Annotated in this window: 14 protein-coding genes and 2 pseudogenes; 8 read left to right on the forward strand and 8 right to left on the reverse strand. The window is 42.2% G+C overall.

Features of this window, described 5'->3' with window-relative positions; all coding sequences use genetic code 11:
- Positions 1 to 14: 14 nt before the first annotated feature.
- The 4 genes from V2H77_RS15990 to V2H77_RS16005 are packed head-to-tail and all read right to left on the reverse strand — an operon-like array spanning position 15 to position 6,795.
- Positions 15 to 1,769, reverse strand: a complete 1,755-nt coding sequence (locus V2H77_RS15990; RefSeq protein WP_341499598.1) for an ABC transporter ATP-binding protein — start codon at positions 1,767 to 1,769, stop codon at positions 15 to 17.
- Positions 1,756 to 3,555 carry an ABC transporter ATP-binding protein gene (locus tag V2H77_RS15995; protein WP_341499599.1) on the reverse strand — a complete coding sequence of 600 codons (1,800 nt, stop codon included), beginning with the start codon at positions 3,553 to 3,555 and terminating at the stop codon, positions 1,756 to 1,758. The genes V2H77_RS15990 and V2H77_RS15995 overlap by 14 nt, the downstream gene beginning before the upstream one ends.
- Positions 3,548 to 4,792, reverse strand: coding sequence for an MFS transporter (locus V2H77_RS16000; RefSeq protein ID WP_341499600.1), 1,245 nt, complete (start codon positions 4,790 to 4,792; stop codon positions 3,548 to 3,550). The genes V2H77_RS15995 and V2H77_RS16000 overlap by 8 nt, the downstream gene beginning before the upstream one ends.
- A complete protein-coding gene (locus V2H77_RS16005) occupies positions 4,789 to 6,795 on the reverse strand; it encodes a TonB-dependent receptor (RefSeq protein WP_341499601.1) in 2,007 nt (668 codons plus the stop codon). Before V2H77_RS16005 ends, V2H77_RS16000 begins: the two co-directional genes overlap by 4 nt.
- A 296-nt stretch (positions 6,796 to 7,091) precedes the next feature.
- Between V2H77_RS16005 and V2H77_RS16010 the strand changes: the two genes are divergently transcribed.
- Complete coding sequence (locus V2H77_RS16010; RefSeq protein ID WP_341499602.1) at positions 7,092 to 8,069, forward strand: helix-turn-helix transcriptional regulator; 978 nt, start codon at positions 7,092 to 7,094, stop codon at positions 8,067 to 8,069.
- A gap of 78 nt (positions 8,070 to 8,147) precedes the next feature.
- Here the strand turns inward: V2H77_RS16010 and V2H77_RS16015 are convergent, their stop codons facing one another.
- Entirely contained in the window at positions 8,148 to 9,998 is a 1,851-nt protein-coding gene (locus V2H77_RS16015; protein ID WP_265378845.1) for a polyurethane esterase, read from the reverse strand.
- A 769-nt stretch (positions 9,999 to 10,767) separates the two neighbouring features.
- Between V2H77_RS16015 and V2H77_RS16020 the strand changes: the two genes are divergently transcribed.
- The 3 genes from V2H77_RS16020 to V2H77_RS16030 all read left to right on the forward strand — a co-directional run bounded on the left by V2H77_RS16020 (position 10,768) and on the right by V2H77_RS16030 (position 12,084).
- Complete coding sequence (locus tag V2H77_RS16020) at positions 10,768 to 11,022, forward strand: type II toxin-antitoxin system Phd/YefM family antitoxin (protein WP_341499603.1); 255 nt, start codon at positions 10,768 to 10,770, stop codon at positions 11,020 to 11,022.
- On the forward strand, positions 11,022 to 11,438 hold the full coding sequence (locus V2H77_RS16025; protein WP_341499629.1) for a type II toxin-antitoxin system VapC family toxin: 417 nt from the start codon (positions 11,022 to 11,024) through the stop codon (positions 11,436 to 11,438). The genes V2H77_RS16020 and V2H77_RS16025 overlap by 1 nt, the downstream gene beginning before the upstream one ends.
- Before the next feature lie 253 nt (positions 11,439 to 11,691).
- Positions 11,692 to 12,084 (forward strand): hypothetical protein, encoded by a 393-nt coding sequence (locus tag V2H77_RS16030; protein WP_341499604.1) that lies wholly within the window; start codon positions 11,692 to 11,694, stop codon positions 12,082 to 12,084.
- 146 nt (positions 12,085 to 12,230) lie between these two features.
- On the opposite strand, the pseudogene V2H77_RS16035 reads toward V2H77_RS16030, so the two are convergent.
- Positions 12,231 to 12,383: pseudogene (locus V2H77_RS16035) on the reverse strand (IS982 family transposase); the annotation flags it as partial.
- A gap of 8 nt (positions 12,384 to 12,391) precedes the next feature.
- A complete protein-coding gene (locus V2H77_RS16040) occupies positions 12,392 to 12,565 on the reverse strand; it encodes a hypothetical protein (protein WP_341499605.1) in 174 nt (57 codons plus the stop codon).
- A gap of 191 nt (positions 12,566 to 12,756) precedes the next feature.
- On the opposite strand from V2H77_RS16040, the pseudogene V2H77_RS16045 reads away from it, so the two are divergent.
- Both V2H77_RS16045 and V2H77_RS16050 read left to right on the forward strand, forming a co-directional pair.
- Positions 12,757 to 12,861, forward strand: a pseudogene (locus V2H77_RS16045) (VapC toxin family PIN domain ribonuclease); the annotation flags it as partial.
- 267 nt (positions 12,862 to 13,128) lie between these two features.
- A complete protein-coding gene (locus tag V2H77_RS16050) occupies positions 13,129 to 14,118 on the forward strand; it encodes a tail fiber protein (RefSeq protein ID WP_341499606.1) in 990 nt (329 codons plus the stop codon).
- A 45-nt stretch (positions 14,119 to 14,163) separates the two neighbouring features.
- Here the strand turns inward: V2H77_RS16050 and V2H77_RS16055 are convergent, their stop codons facing one another.
- Positions 14,164 to 14,445 (reverse strand): hypothetical protein, encoded by a 282-nt coding sequence (locus V2H77_RS16055; RefSeq protein WP_341499607.1) that lies wholly within the window; start codon positions 14,443 to 14,445, stop codon positions 14,164 to 14,166.
- Between the two features lie 529 nt (positions 14,446 to 14,974).
- On the opposite strand from V2H77_RS16055, the gene tssB reads away from it, so the two are divergent.
- Together tssB and tssC are read left to right on the forward strand one after the other, a co-directional pair.
- The gene (gene tssB, locus V2H77_RS16060) at positions 14,975 to 15,523 is read left to right on the forward strand and encodes a type VI secretion system contractile sheath small subunit (protein WP_341499608.1); all 549 of its coding nucleotides are present in this window, start codon (positions 14,975 to 14,977) and stop codon (positions 15,521 to 15,523) included.
- 7 nt (positions 15,524 to 15,530) lie between these two features.
- Positions 15,531 to 17,012 carry a type VI secretion system contractile sheath large subunit gene (gene tssC, locus V2H77_RS16065; RefSeq protein ID WP_341499609.1) on the forward strand — a complete coding sequence of 494 codons (1,482 nt, stop codon included), beginning with the start codon at positions 15,531 to 15,533 and terminating at the stop codon, positions 17,010 to 17,012.
- Positions 17,013 to 17,046 lie beyond the last annotated feature (34 nt).

Raw genomic sequence — 17,046 nt, forward strand, 5'->3', positions numbered from 1 at the left:
TACGAAACGGTGGGTTACACCTTATTTGGGTATAGATGCCAGTGCTCTTCTGATGAGCCAAGATGGTTTTCCCAAAGAGATTGATAAAGTGAACAACGTCTTAACAATTCGTCATGAGTTCCACTATCACAAAGGGCGCCATGATCCATCACCAATATTTGGTCAGCGCGAGTTATCGTGCTCAATCGGTGAGCGATAACAAAGACCGTTTTATTCTGGGTAAGAGAATCAAACGCCTGTTGTATCAACTGTTCATTTTCGGGATCGAGAGAAGCCGTCGCTTCGTCGAGGAATAAAACCGGAGATTGTTTTAAGATAGCGCGGGCAATGGCAAGGCGTTGACGCTCACCGCCAGACAACGTACCGCCATCTACGCCTAGCGGTGTATCATACCCTTGCGGCAATGCCATAATCGTATCGTGAATATTGGCAAGGCGAGCAGCCTGCTCCAATTCTAACTGGGTGGCATTGGGATCACCCAATCGGAGATTGTTAGCGACGGTATCCTGAAATAGTGCAGTTTCCTGAAATACCATAGTCACAGTGTCATACAGTGCCTGAGTTTGATAACGATGGATATCATTCCCACCCAGACGGATCTCCCCCTTATCCAGTTGATAGAAAGAGAGCAGCAGATAAGCCAGCGTGGATTTACCACTGCCGCTGGGCCCGACAATCGCAGTCATACTGCCTTGCGGCGCATAAAACGACACATTTTGGATAGCGGGTTGATTCGTACCTGGATAGCTAAATGAGATGTTATTCACTTCAACATCATATTTGTCTGGCGCCGCTAATGGCCCGGAAGCTTGCGTGGCAACAGCTTCTATCTCTGCAATATGGGTTTCGCCCACTTGCGTTAAGGCCGTGATATTGAGCAGGGGGATGATTCCACGTAGAGGGGTGATCGTGGCAAACAACAGCAGAATAGTGATAAGCATTTCCGACAGCGTTAATGCTTCTGGTGCATTAAAGCGTAGGGCGCCCGCCAAAATGCCAACGACCACGCTGGTATCAATGATGATGTAAAACAGGCTCAGTAGCGGAATACTTCTGAATACCCCACGGCGGAATGCAACCCGTAATTGGTCGATTTCGCGGTCAAAACGCTGTTCTACCGTCGTGGTCGCTGCCGCAGCACGAATAAAGGACATACCTTGGGCGTACTCGACAATCGCTTCGGATACATCAGCCATCATAGTGGCACGCAACCGCAATATTTCATTCAGTTTTTTACGGATAGCCCCCAAGATAAGCATTCCAACCATCAGCACCAATAACGCACTGCCGGCAACCACCCAATCGAACCAGAACAAAGCTAGGTAGATGAGGGTCAGCATCATCACCTGACAAGCGATTTGCGGTGTGGTATAGGCTGATTGATTTTCCTGCCATTGCACATCTTCAGATAACGTCAACGCTATCTTTCCGGCACTCAATCCTCGAATCGTGGCTATAGACATACTGACAAGGCGTTGTAGCAGGGCGCGACGGATTTCTATGCCTAAACCATAGGCGGCAATGGTGAGTTTACGTAATGCGCGAGCCATAAAAGTAAATCGCAGCAACAGTAAAAGAACCAGTAATCCCAAAGTGATAAGCGGCAACATAGCGTTATCACTTTCCCCCAGATGGGTAATAGCCCAGGCAGCAATAGCAAGTTGAGCCATAATCGCAACGGTATCAAACTGTTTATATAACAACCCTTTGAACCAAACTCTTTGCAGTTTTGGTGATAGATGTTGCTGGAGACGATTAAATAACCCCATGATAATTTGCTCCTGTCCCAGTTTTTTCTCCCCGCCAAGCGGCCCACTGTCTGGCGTATGCACCTTGCTGTGCGACCAGTTCTTCATGGGTGCCTTGTTCGATAATCTGTCCTTTATCTAAAACCAGTATTCGATCAAGATGACGGATAGTCGGCAGGCGGTGAGCAATGACAATCACGGTCTTATTGCGGCATAAGGCATTGAGCGCCTGTTGCATCTCTTTTTCACATTCTGGATCGGCATAGGCTGTAGCTTCGTCCAAGACAAGAATTGGGGCGTTTTTCAGAATAGCGGCGGCAACGGCAATGCGCTGTTTTTCGCCCACCGATAAACTCACGCCGCCGTTCAGTACGGTGTCGTAGCCTTGTGGTAATTGTTGAATAAATTGATCTGCTTGTGCTGCGATAGCCGCTGCTTCAACTTCCGCCTGTGAGGCATTAGGACGGGCTAGTCGTATATTATTAGCCACCGTATCATTGAACAGAAACACACGCTGGAAAACAAAAGAGACGTTATTGCGTAGCGTCGGTTCATCCATATTACGGATATCAACACCGCCAATCGTCACCTGACCGTGCTGCGGGTCCCAAAGACGTGCGATAAGACTCGCCACTGTAGATTTACCCGAGCCACTGGCGCCGACTAAAGCTAATGAACTTCCCGCTGGTATAGAAAATGAAATGTTATTTAATGCATTCTCCTGTTCATCTTGGTAGGAGAAACTGACATTGTGCAGCGCGACACTGTGATCTGCCGGTGTTTGGCTCTGAGTACAAGGCGCCAGTTCAGGTTGATTCATTAACCAGCGATAGCGAGTGATTAACGCCTCTTGCTGTTGCAAACGTGTCATCACAGCGAACATGGATGAAGCAATATTGCCAAATGCCATTGCCGCCAGAATAAAGAAAGTGAATTCGAATAACGTGATCTCTTGTCGGTTGAATAGCCAGACCGCCAAAGGAAGAACAAACAACAGGTTAGCGCTGGATAGCACGAAAAACCGGCTGGATTTGACCTGCACTTTCTCAACCCAGACATCAATAATCCGTGTCAGAGCAGTGAAAGCTTCTTCAGCGCGTTGCAACGCAACCTTGCCGCCTGAATAGGTTTTAACCACTGGAATCGCATTAATAACTTCACCCATTGTTGAAGCAATACGGTTTTGGGCGGCATAAAAACGCTGAGTTGTCGTTTGCACCTTCATCTGGATATAGACGAATAACAGGCAAGCGCCCAAAGTTGGCGCGAATGCCGCCAAAGCTAACCGCCAATCAATAACCAGCATGACGCTCAATGCGATCAATGGGCCAAACAAGGTAGCAGACATCTCTGGAATGATATGGGCAATACCATCTTCAAGCTGTTCGACATCATCTAGCATCATCTTTTTTATTTCAGTGCTGTCAGTCAGCATGAAAAAGCCCAAGGGAACCGATTTCAACTTACTGCTAATGTTGCGGCGAACATCAGCCTGCACATCGGCAGCAATCAAATGAGCAAAAAACGTTGAACCACTAAAGGTCAACATAGCGGCAAACGTGAATCCCAATAACATGACGCCATAATTCAATAGCGTGTCATATTGCCCGTCATAGATAGATTGGGTGATAAGCCCGGCAACCGCCGCCGGCAACATTTGCAAACCGGCGGAAAGAATCGCAAGTACAATCGCAACGTAACTCAAGGTGCGATATGGACGCATCATATACCATAACTCTTTAATTACGCCGGCATCAGCCGCACGCTGCTCCGGCGAACTCTGAACAGAAGTATCATGGCTATGCATGCACATTCTCCCTTTGGAAATCATGGAATTTACGCAATGTCCAGAATAGGGCCGTGAAGGTGCAGATGAGCGCAAGCATGAAAAGGGTGGAATAGTCTGCTTTGGTCACAATCAATCCACCCAACACTGAACAGATAATTGCAATACCCATATCTGCGGATTGCATCAATGCAAAATCCACACCGGACTGAGCACCCGCAGCGAGCGACATCATCTGGGTATACAGCGCAACAAATTTAGCGGCGGTGATTAAGGTGATGAAGACATATGCCGCTGAAAGCAGGGATAACGGCGCTTCTGGTTGACGGGCAAGCCAGAAGATACAGGCTAATACGATAGCTTCAAGCAGCATGATAGCCAGTAATGTCTGGACAGCACCAAATTTACGGACAATGACGCCGCCAAGCAAAACACCAGATAATCCAGCCAATGCGCCACCACTGGCGGCAATGATACCGAGCTGAGTTAAATCTACGCCGCGATCGATCAGAAATGGCGAAAGCATACCGAGTGAAAGACGTGTACCGATCATACACAACAATATCAAAACCAGTGCTTGCCTAACCGGCGCTCGGCGGAGTGCATTCTTGAGAGAAGGGGCAACCGGAGCTTTTAAAACCGTCGGCGCTTTTTCTACCTGTGTTTCCCGTAAAAATAGGGCAGGCAATGACATCAACAGAATCACTATAGCTAACACTCCGGCGCCAATATGCCAGCCATACAGTGAAACAAGATATAGAAACAGGCCGCTGCCTATGATGGAACCCAAATAACCGCCGCCAACTTGCATAACATTGCACCAAGGGCGGTGCTTTGGTGGTAACCGGTCAATAGCGTGACCGTCTGTAGTGGTATCCACCACCGTCAGACAAATGGTGATCAAAAACAGACCGACAATAATCAGCGGCATATGTTCGGCAGGTCTTGCCAATGACATTGAACAAAAAAGCAATGTTATTAGCAGATTACCGCAGATCATGATACGACGGGGGTTTGTATCCCCCGAACCGGATTTACGATAGCGCTCTATAATAGGCGCCCAAAGGAATTTAAACGCCCAAGGCAACATCAGCAAGTAGAGCAAACCGATTTTATCCGGGGTTACGCCGTGGCTACGCAAAAATGCCGGCATACTTTGTAACGTCAACATGCCAATCGTGCTTTGGAGGGTGTAAACACCCGCCAAAGTTAGCAATAACAACGATATATGACGGGGATGGGAGATATTATGCGTCATAATGAGACACTCACATCCAGCCCAACATTCAAGCCCTTATTGATCATACTGAGCGTATTTGGCCCCACTATGAAACTAGAGACACGATACTTTTTGTCGCCCAGATTTTCGCCATAGAGTTTTACATTAATCCCATGTGCCATTTCTAAACTTAATGAAGCGTCATAGAGTGTGTATCCCCCTTGTTCAAGGGTATTCGCTTCATTAAAGTAGCTTTTTGAATAGTAGCGAGCGCCGGCATTTAAATAGAGGTTACCGGGTAACAACGTTTGATCAATCAAGTAGTCAAAACCTGCATTGAGCATGACGTCTGGCGCATAAGGTAAACGTTTATTGTTATAACTTATGCCATTCTCTGTACCGGTTGCATCAGTGAAGTTTGATTTGCCTACACTTCCCCCAAGAGAAAATTTCAGCCCTTTCATTGGCTTGATCTGGCTACTCAACTCAATGCCTTTGCTCTCGGCTTTACCCACATTGCGTATAAACTGCGCACTGATCGGACCAACATAAATTTGTTTATCTTTCGAACGAATGTAGTAAACAGCGCTGTCTAATGTCACCGCGTTATCAAAGAACGAGGTATGCCAGCCAAATTCATAATTATCTGAGGTTTCGGTACTGTAGGGTTTTCTATCATTAGCGGAGTAAACAATGTTATTGAATCCGCCGGGTTTGTACCCTTTAGTGGCAGAGATATAGAAACGGGTATCTGGCGTCAATTGCCAACCCAATGCGGCCTTAGGTGTGAACTCATTGCTGGAAACCTGGTTATCAAAAGCTTCGAGCGCCTCCATGCCAGAACGGCCCGCATAATCTATCTGCGATTTTTCATGGGACAAACGCCCGCCCAAGGTCAAATCCCACTGAGAAGCAAACGGCAATTTCACTTCGCCAAACAGCGCCAGAGATTTACCTTTTATTGTGTTAGCCGCATCGCCATAGTAACCGGGATAACCACTGGTATGATGTTTATTCTTTTCATCTGAAAACCAACCGCCGAGAACGCTGGTAATCCCATTTGAAAAATTGGAATTTAAACGCAGCTCTTGCGTGGTGGCGTGGTGCTTCTCTTTCCACTTACCCCCGATGAAATCACGGTAAATATCGCGATCCTGATAGGAAGTCACACTGGTTAATACACTGTCGCCGAAATCATATTCAGCCTTGAATGCATAACTGTTAACCCTCCGGGTTAACTCTGGAATAGGGCCATCGTATTCTTTTCGGCGAAATTGTTCGTCGGTTAAATAAAGTTCTTCATGGGAATCGAGATCTTCATGAGCAAAACTGAGTTCAGCACTGAACGAAGAATCTTCCGGCGCAAATGTCAGTTGCCCTCTACCGAGCCAGGTTTTGCTGGAATCAATATTTTTATCGCCGCTATTTGGCGCATCAATTTGCCCAGGCTCTTTTACCCAACGCAAACTGGTACTACCATAAAGGAGATCTTCAATAAGTGGTATTGATCCGCTGAAAGAGCCGCCTTGTTTCAGCTTAGAGTAATTACCGGCGAGGTTAAGCCAAGGGCCTTCTTGCGGCGAACGGGTGACAATATTGATAACACCGGCTTGGGCGTTTCCGCCATATAAAGTCCCTTGCGGACCGCGTAATAATTCTACACGTTCTACATTAATTAATTCTTGTGTTAAGAACTGGTGATCTTGAGGAACGCCATCGACATAAATTCGAACAGAAGGCGAGTAGAAATCCGGCGAACTGATACCTCGAATGGTGGTTGCTGAATAGGTTCGGTTCCCCCGTGAGCGGATTTGTAAACCAGGGAAAGCGCGCTCAAGATCTTGTACTTGAGTGATACCAGCCTGCACAAGTTCCTCACCAGTTTTAACCAGAACGCTACCATCGACTTTATTTAATGCTTCTTCCCGTTTATTGGCCGTCACAATCAAAGCATCTTCTGTCGCGCCAGGCGAATGTTCTGCCCATACCACAGGCGAAATTAAACAACATAAGACAGACGCCTTAGCATATTTTTTTTTCATATAAATAACTCGTTATGCACTGTTTAAATCATGTTTTACGAAAATTAAGTATGGTAAAACAAAAAACCTAACGGGAGACTATCGATAGTATTCCATCAGGGCTAACGGAATAGGGACAAAAGTAGCGCATTACGCACTATTGATAATGATTCTCATTAATGATAAAGTGAGTGACATTCACAATATGCATATATATATAAAATAAAAATATAATGTCTTTAATATGCAAAAAACACTGTTTTAAGTGCGAAAGCACTTTTTAACCGGTATCCGATGCTAATTTTACAGGGGATCTCATGAAGACGATCTATAGCAAGAAATTAGGAGTTTTCACGGCTGACCATTGCAATTGCATGCATTCACATGCGGAGAAAAATAACACAAATACGCCTTTATTAACTGAGGAATTATCTGACGGAATTCATATAAACCGAATTCGCTTTGAGCTTAACAAAGATGTCACAGAATATTGTGAAGGGCCGCCAACGGTATCAATTGCGTTTATTTTAAGCGGGAAAGGGAAAATGGCGATTGAAAATGGCAATGTTTTAGATATCAATTCAGGAACGATGATATTTTTCCATTCCCCTAAAATAACGCGTGGCATGAACTTCTTTGGTTGCGGATCATGGCATATTCTCGATATCCGTTTTTCGTTGAACGAAATTGAAGCTCAGGAATTACCCCCATTCACCCAATTAGCGGCTGGCTTTGAGAAGAACGCCAGCTACAGTGATGTATTGATGATGGCATGCCCCATTTACCCACCATTTATGCAGATAGTGAATCAAATAGAAGAGTGCCAATTAAGCGGCAGTATAAGAAAGGTTTATTTAAAAGCAAAAGCGTTAGAAATACTCGCTTGCGTAGCGTCTCAGGTTTATGATTGTCAATATAATGTGATCAGCGGGTTGCAACGCCGTGCTGTTTATAATGCAATAAAAATAATTAACAGTGATTATCATTACCCTTGGACGATAAAATCATTATCAAGAGCAGTTGGTTTGAACGAACGGAAGTTAAAAGAGGGATTTCGTGCGGTTGTTTTTCGCACTTTCCATCAATATCTGGAGAATGTCCGTATGACAACCGCAGAAGATTTATTGAAAAAAGGAATGAGTGTGATTGATGTTTCTACCGCAGTGGGTTATTCCAGCCCAAGTCACTTTTCTAAACGTTTCCGGCAACATTATTTGATCAATCCTAAAGCATGGCAGGCGAAATACGCCGTTGGTCACACCCTATTAACAGAAAATATCGTAGCCGGGAATTAGCTATTCAATTGACTCCCGAACCAAGATGGCCATTTTGCATGGCCACTTTACAAGTAGGGATATCGCATGGTTTATATGTTACGCCAGTATTATATTATCCGCCAATAAGCTATCTATGCTGACGCCAACCAGAGTGACTGAGTTTTGGCCGAAGGTAAACACCAAATTATTGTCCACCATAGAAGCATGATCCAGATACTTACTGTTGTCACTGCTGCCTTCGGTACCTAGGAACACCAGTTTATCAGTCTTATTGTAGCCATAGATGATGTCTTGCCCAAACTCGCCGTTGAACAGGAAAGTATTGTTATTACCCTGACTTTTCATGACATCGTTGCCTTCACCACCGACGAAAACATTATTGTTGCCGAAGCCGATCAACGTATCATCACCATCCAGACCGAATAGCCAGCTACCGGAGGTTTTAGAAGTCAGAGTATCATTCCCATCGTTGCCGGTTACTGAATTGGCGTATTTCGTTACTCCACGGCTGGAATACAAACCATCGGCTTTAACTTGAGAATCCACCTGTTTAGTCAGAAATAGCCAGGTACTTTCCTTACTTCTTATAGTCGAAATATCCGTAGCAACGGTGATACCACCTTGCGCATCACGCACATATAATGTCCCTGCCTTGTCATAGGCTATTTCTGCATTTTTTAGTGACTTCTGTAAGTCAAAGGTATTATGGCCTTTTCCACCGGCAATCATGTTAAATCCACCGTCATCGCGGAATATATCATTGCCATCGCGTCCCTCCAGATAATCGTTTCCTTTACCACCTTTAATTAGGTCGTTGCCGTCGGTACCAATAACAAAAGTACTGCCAGTGTGTTTCTCAGCATTCCGGTTCAAATCCTGCACCCAGGTATTTTCACGAGTGACATTGGAAAGATTGCTGACAACAATAGTAGAGTCTTTATGAGTTAGATTGTAGAACGTTGACTCCATAATACGTTGCATGCCGCTCTGATAAAACGGCGTCACATGCGAAACCCAGGTTGACAGATTAGCAATAGAGAAGGGCAATATATTCCACCAATTTGATGCATAGTGATCGTTAAAGTTAACAATATTATTTGTAGCCGAATCCCTTGGTACATCGTGAACACCTGGGGAGAACGCATCAACGGTGGTGCCGTTTAATACACGGAATACGGGATCATTTTCATATCCTACATTCAGCACCTTGTTACCTATTTCATACTGTGATGGCGAAGCGAAAGAGATATAATTCGACTGGGAGTAGAATCCCCCCCATTTCGTATCGCTAGACTCCGCCATACTATTCACAGCTAACCCACCCAAACTATGGCCGCTAACCACAACGTCATTGCCTGTCAAACCGTGAGCCTTGGCATAATTAGCCACATGGTCCAGCAGCCGACCAAAAGCGTTTGGCGTGTAGTCATTCGAATAGTCTTTCTTACCCAAAGCGACCAGCACATTATTCATAATGTCGCCGAATGTATCGGTAATAACTGACTCTCGAGGACCACTCGTACCACGAAACGCAATGCCAATAGAAATCAAATTACCATCAGCATCATATTTTCCCATTACCTCTGCCTGAGCGGTGGAATGACTTGATTTTTCGCCAAAAAAAGTACCGCGGGCATCAGTTTTACCCTGATAGCCTAACTCATCAGCACTGATAGTAAACCATCCCGATTCATTGAGTTTATCTCGTGCCTGTTTTTCTGCGTCCGGATTCCAAGGCAATTTAGGGGTGATGCCCTGCGATGTCGTGCTGCCGAGAAGTGCGGTCACCAATGTTAATGGCATCCCTAAACCATAACCATAGTTGTAATACCCCTCAGCAAATCCGCTGCCCAGATTATGGTAAGCATATCCGGAGATAATTTTTGCGTCGGAAAATAACTCTTTAGAAGTAGTGTCATCAAAGTCTTTGTACTGAAAAACACCCATGATGCATATCCTTGTTAAGTTAAAATAAAGTTAAAAAAGTGTTTTAAAAATATTAACCAGCTAGGTAAGTATAGATTGATGTAGATCATTTAAAGAGTAATTGTCTAAAAATTTATAAATTAGTGAGCCATAATGAAAATTTAATATTTTTGCAAAACTTTTATTGAATAAATCTATTTTATATGCTAAATGGTCTCGCGGGTGAGAATAAACACACTGACATATTTATTATCATCGTTGATAGTTTTTAGAAGTGACTAAATTAATGGATAACTATATTACATGACATGATAAAGAGAGATTGATTCCATTTAATATTCTTGAAAATATAGACATGTGAATTGTGGCAGAAAATTTTATCGCTGATTTATTTAATTTAATTGATTAAAGAAAGATAATTAAAACCCGTTATTCCATATAATGTCTTAACGTTCTTGAATATTGATTCAATATAAATTAATTCATGATATTGATATTCACTCTCCATTTATTAAAATAAGTTTCTATTACGCCATTTATATAAATCCATTAATAACAAATTAATTAAATAATTTATTTTTCATTTAAAATAAATAGTTAAAAAATAAAATGATTATTTTAAATCGGCTAATGGATATATTAGTTATTGTTCCCCAGTCGGTTAGATAATTGGTGATAAAACCGGTAGTGGAGATTATTTCCCATAAGAGGCTGAATGACTAAAATTTGCGCCCCCCAGAATTATGTAGTAACGTACCTACATAAATTAGCGATTATACCGAGGTGTACCATGTCAATCACAACCTTATCGAGTCGGGAGCTTAATCAAGACGTCAGCAGAGCAAAGAAGGCGGCTAAAAGCGGTCCAGTATTCATCACAGATCGTGGCAAACCGGCACATGTCCTACTAACCATTGAAGAATATCAACGAATCACCAAGCAACGTCGAAATATCGCTGATGCTTTAGCAATGCCCGATGTTGAAGATATTGAATTCAATCCACCACGTGTCGCCATCAATAGCCGTCCAGCCAATTTCTCATGATGTATGTTCTTGATACTAATATTGTCTCCGAACTTCGGAAAGTTCGAGCGGGTAAGGCTAATGTCGGTGTGGCTGCATGGGCTGAAGGTGTTGATGCAACAGAACTTTTCCTGTCAGCCATTACCATTATGGAGCTGGAAACCGGGATCTTACAGATTGAACGACGAGACACAACCCAAGGGGCATTATTACGATCATGGTTTAACCACCATGTAATGCCGGAATTTACTAGTCGGATATTGCCAATAGATACGGCTGTAGCACAGCGGTGCGCCCGGTTGCATGTCCCAGATCCATGCTCAGAGCGTGATGCGCTTATCGCCGCCACCGCGCTGGTTCATGGTATGACTGTCGTCACACGAAATGTGATTGATTTTGAATTAACCGGCGTGCCAATATTAAACCCTTGGGTTTAAGGATGATGAAATATGTATATATTAAGTAGAAAATAAATATAGGTGGTGAATTCACATAATAAGCTTATTATGTGAATTCACCTATAATTATTGATAAATACTTATCTTGAAATTACACAGAAAACTCAGGTAGAATATTTTTCATATAAATATCATTGATAATGATATTTATTAAACCTAGACTTAAGAGTTTAGTTCCTTTGATATGTTATATAAAAGAAAAATTCTTTAAATTATATAGGATGAAATTATTATGCCAGATGTTCGTACTATTATTAATGTTGATAACAAATTTGGTTATAAATACAAAGTAGATTTACTTAATGAGCAATCAAAACAGAGTGTGACTGTTTCTCCTGGGGAGGATAGGCCCGCCGATAATATACCGATTCCGTGGTGTGATAGTCAGCAAGATCTTGACTCTGGTCGTTATATCAAAACCACTTTCAGTAAAAGTGGGATTCCTAATACTGTGAACTACATGTTTCAACATGGCAGTCAAGTTTATATTACAAACAGTAAAAAACAGTTTAACAAAAAGCAAATTATATCTGGTGACTCAGAAAAAGGTGAGGGAAATTATAAGATTAACATTAAAAAAATAACAAATAGTGATTTACCACTGATGGTGTTAGTTAAATATTAACCCATCGTTATTTATCACTAAAAAACAAAATTTACCTTTTACCAATTATCTGTAAATAATAAATTCGATAGTTATTTTTTATGATTTCATATTGAATGTTAGTCATAACATAACTCGAATTCTGTTTAAGCTGTCACTAGAAAATCTTATTCTGAGTAAAAAACTTTCAGTGATGGCTTCTTCCATTTAAGGCAGTACGCAATCACCCCACCTAACACGGTCAACAGAAATCCTTTTATGCTTCTGTGACACGAATGCTCTATCTGAGAAGGGGTTTTTAATTGCCCATTAATCGGTTGAAACCAAATCAAACGTGGTATTCAGGTAACTCTACATTTACTCCTGCTTCGAGCTTAGCTAACCACTTGTCCGTTTCTTCAAGCGTTAAGTGTAGTCCATTCTCTTGATACGCTTCCCAAGCACGCAATGCATCCCGTTTGAAAGCTTCACGTTTTTCTTCACACTCTAAATAGGTTGCCATTTTTTTCCACCTAAATATTAAAAGGTAATACCTTTTAATACTCTATCATGGAATCTCCGCTTTGCTACCAGGTAAAAAAACCTTCGTTTTTCATTTGGTTGGGGCATTGGCTGAACTTGAACGTAATCTAACAAAGGGAAAAGGTTTAAAGTTGCATGAGCCAGAAGGAGAAAAGGAGGAAGGTCAAAGGCGCTGATATCGCCGCCACCGCGCTGGTTCATGGTATGACTGTCGTCACACGAAATGTGATTGATTTTGAATTAACCGGCGTGCCAATATTAAACCCTTGGGTTTAAGGATAATGAAATATTTATTAAAAATAAAAACATTCTCATATTTCAACCTTATTGTCATATACATTAATTTTTCAGGAAAATAATAATTTATATACATCAATTTTTTTATTCGCTCCTTATACAAAAATAATTAACCCTGTAAGTTATAAAAACACTCCATTATTATTTTTATGAACTAGACTATAATTTGCGCCAATGGATAAAGTTATCTGCACGATAATTTAATATATTGATTACGTAAGAAAATTATTTTATTTAGAGGGGTATATGAGCCAAAAAAATGATTTCAAAGCTTTTTCCATTAGTAATAATGCTAATGTGGTAAGTCAAGAAAAATATGAAGAAAATCAGAGTTTGCAGGTAGGATTTCCACCAGAAAATATCTCTACACATGTATTAAATAAGGCATTACGCCAATCATCAACAATAGCTTCTGTTATCGCTAACTTTATTGCAACACAATCTGGTGATGACGTTCTGGATGATGGTGATATAGCTAAACTCACTACAAAATTAAATCAAGCATTAAAACAAAAAGTCACAGCAGAAATTCCCAATGCCTCATTAACACAAAAAGGCGTTGTCCAACTGACCAATGAAATTGGCAGCAATGACACACTAGCAGTGACACAAAAGCTGGTGCAGGAAATCATCAATTCATTACGTGGAAATATTGATGGCAAAGTCTCCAATAGTCGGAAAATAAACGGTAAAGCGTTGACTGAGGATATTAATCTGAATGCGAATGATGCAGGAGCATATACTCGAACAGAAGTTTACACCCGAGCAGAGGTGGATAGATTGATTAAGACAACCAGTGAGATTCCTGTTGGCGCTCCTATCCCTTGGCCATTAGCGCATCCACCTATTGGCTATTTCACTTGTAACGGTTCCGCTTTTAATAAATTACAATATCCTAAGTTAGCAGAAGCTTATCCTGATGGTAGGTTACCCGATTTGAGAGGTGAATTTATTCGTGGTTGGGATGACGGACGAGGAATAGATAGTGGTAGAGCACTTCTGACAAACCAGAGTGATGCCTTACAAGATTTAAAGGGTTCATTTATAGGAGATAATTCAATAGCAATAACCGCTGAAGGCGTTTTTGCCAATGGAGGAACAGTAAACGGTATGAATGGATCTCCGAATGACTACGATAGCTATAAAACCCTATTTGACGCGTCACGAGTAGCTAGGACGAGCCATGAAACCCGTCCTCGAAATATCGCCTTTAACTACATCGTAAAAGCAGAATAATAATGACCTAAGAATATAAAAGCTCATCAGGTAAGATGAGCTTGCTTATTTTCCAGCCACGCTCAAATTTGGATTGAGCATTATCGCCATATTTGAAAATCCCTGATGGGCAAGAATACGGTTCCTATGCTCTGAAAAAGTAGCTTTCCAGTTCGGTATGTTATTGATGAGCAAGTTCATCATCAGAACGAGGCACTTCTCCACCTGTCCGGAACAGGACATTGGTCGCCATAAATAATGCGTTTTGACCGGCTCAATCAATGCTGCAAGCCCATCAACGAAAACATGAGCTTGCTTCTGAGTTAGGCCCGCCGCAATCCAATGCACAGGTATAACTTTACCATCATAAAATATTAACAAAGCGCTGTTTTTCAGTCAGCGATTTGATTCAATAAAAATTCGAAAAGTATTTTATTTCCCTTCTAAAACTCACCCCAGATTAAATAAATCTCTAATTCCATCTATATTTCTACTTTTCTGACTCGTCAGATTCTGATTATTAAAAACGGCAGAATGAAAGATAAGACAAGTATGAAAATACATTTTGACCGCGATATGCTTTCTCGATTTTTCAACATAAATACAATCAGTTACAAAATAACACAAAATCCCCGGCATTATATTTCACTCTGAGACCATTGCATTAAGTTAATATTCATGAGAACTTATTTCCCGCCGAAATACGGTGGGTTTTAAATATCATTAAATGCGTCACGGCATATTTACTTGCTATAAATAGTATTAATTGATCTCTCCATTTATTTCTCATCTTATTATTCGGCTATTTAATCAGGTTTGGTGCGGTTTAACGTAAGTAAGTTTGCACTTCCTGTCATATATAAAGGTAAAAGGTGCCATGAATACTCAACGTAAGCTTGATAAAGTCAGACCGCCCCGAGTTCAGATTACTTATGATGTTGAATTAGGCGGCGCGGTCGAGAAAAAAGAATTGCCTTTGGTTATTGGTGTTGTTGGGCAATTTGCTGAGCAATCTATTCCCATGCGCGAACGTCGTTTCATGCATGTTGATAAAGATAACTTTAATGCAGTGATGGAAGGTTTATCGCCTTCATTGGAATTACAGGTTGAAAGCGCACTGCCGGGTCAGAGCGGATTTATTAATGTCGATTTGCAATTTAAATCAATGGCTGACTTTACCCCAGAGAATTTGGCGAAGCAAATAGAACCGCTGCGCAATTTACTGGAAGTACGCGGCAAACTCAGCGATTTGAAAGGCCGTGCATTGAGCAATGAAAAATTGCGTGACCGTCTGGCGGAAATTCTGGCTGAACATGCGGATAACTTACCGCAGGTAAATGAAAAAGCAGAAACCGCCGCAGAAAATACAGAGGATGACGTCACTCCGGAAAATAACAATATCCCGGAAAATAACAATGCACAGTGAGGGCAGCATGGAACAGAGCGTTGTTGAACAACAAGAATTGAAAACGACGGAAACAAGTGGTGATTTTCTTGATCAGATTATTGATAACACCCAAGCCATTCGTCGGGAAGCAGATCGTGATCGGGTAAAAAGCCAGCTCGACCAGTTTCTGGCCGAAGTGACTTCCGGTTCATTGGTGGTTTCCGGCGATTTGGTAAACAGCATTGAGGAACGTATCGCAGCAATTGACGCGCTGATGTCCGCTCAACTGAGTCTGGTATTGCATCACCCGGAATTTCAACGTCTGGAATCTTCTTGGGTAGGGCTTAAAGGATTACTCGACCAAAGCGAAACGGATAATACCCAAATCCGCATGTTGAACGCGACAAAAACCGATTTAATTAAAGATTTTAAATCGGCATCGGATTTCGATCAGTCAATGCTGTTTAAAAATGTGTATGAATATGAATACGGTACGTTTGGTGGTGAACCTTATTCAGCATTTGTCGGTGATTTTGACTTTGATAACAGCCCGGAAGATCTTTACTTACTGGAACAAATTTCTCATGTCGCAGCGGCAGCTCATGCGCCGTTTATCAGTTCAGTCAACGCGGGCATGTTGGGTCTGAATGATTTTGGCGAGCTACCACGTCCGCGTGATTTGTCCAAACTATTTGACACATCCGATTATCTGCGCTGGAAACGCTTCCGGGAATCTGATGACTCCCGTTATGTCGGCCTGACTTTACCGCGAGTGATTGGCCGTTTGCCTTACGGGGCAAAAACCATCCCGGTCGAACAGTTCTGTTTCGAAGAGCAGGTAAGGGAAGGAGATAGCAGTAGTTATCTGTGGATTAACGCCGCCTATGCACTGGCAGGCCGAATGGTAGCTGCATTTGAACAATATGGTTGGTGCGCGGCGATCCGCGGTGTGGAAGGCGGAGGATTGGTCGAAGCATTGCCAACCCATCATTACTCTTCGGTGTCTGGTGAAAAGATGCTGCAATGTCCGACCGAGGTTGCCATCTCTGATCGCCGTGAAAAAGAGTTGGCAGAATTAGGGTTTATTCCTCTGGTTTATTACAAAGGGACTGACTATGCCGCATTTTTCTCGGTGCAGTCACCGAATAAGGCAAGAAAATATAATTCTGACTTGGCAAATGCCAATGCAAAATTATCAACCCAATTGCAATATATTATGACAACTTCTCGTTTCGCCCATTATTTGAAAATGATTGTACGTGACAAAGTGGGTAGTTTTATGTCCCGCGGAGAATGTCAATCTTATCTGCAAAATTGGATCAACCAATATATTGTTGGCTCGGATACCGTTGGCGCAGAAATAAAAGCGAGTCACCCATTACGGGAGGCAAGAGTTGATGTTGTTGAAGTTCCTGGATCACCCGGAACATATCGGGCTGTAGCCTATTTAAGGCCGCATTTCCAATTAGAAGGGTTAAGTATGTCTTTACGGTTGGTGGCTGATTTACCGCCGTCATCGGCGGCCTGATTTTTCTATTTATTAATATTTATCCTATTTATTA

This window comes from Photorhabdus sp. P32 (genome assembly GCF_038085095.1).
In the GTDB taxonomy this organism is placed as follows: domain Bacteria; phylum Pseudomonadota; class Gammaproteobacteria; order Enterobacterales; family Enterobacteriaceae; genus Photorhabdus; species Photorhabdus luminescens.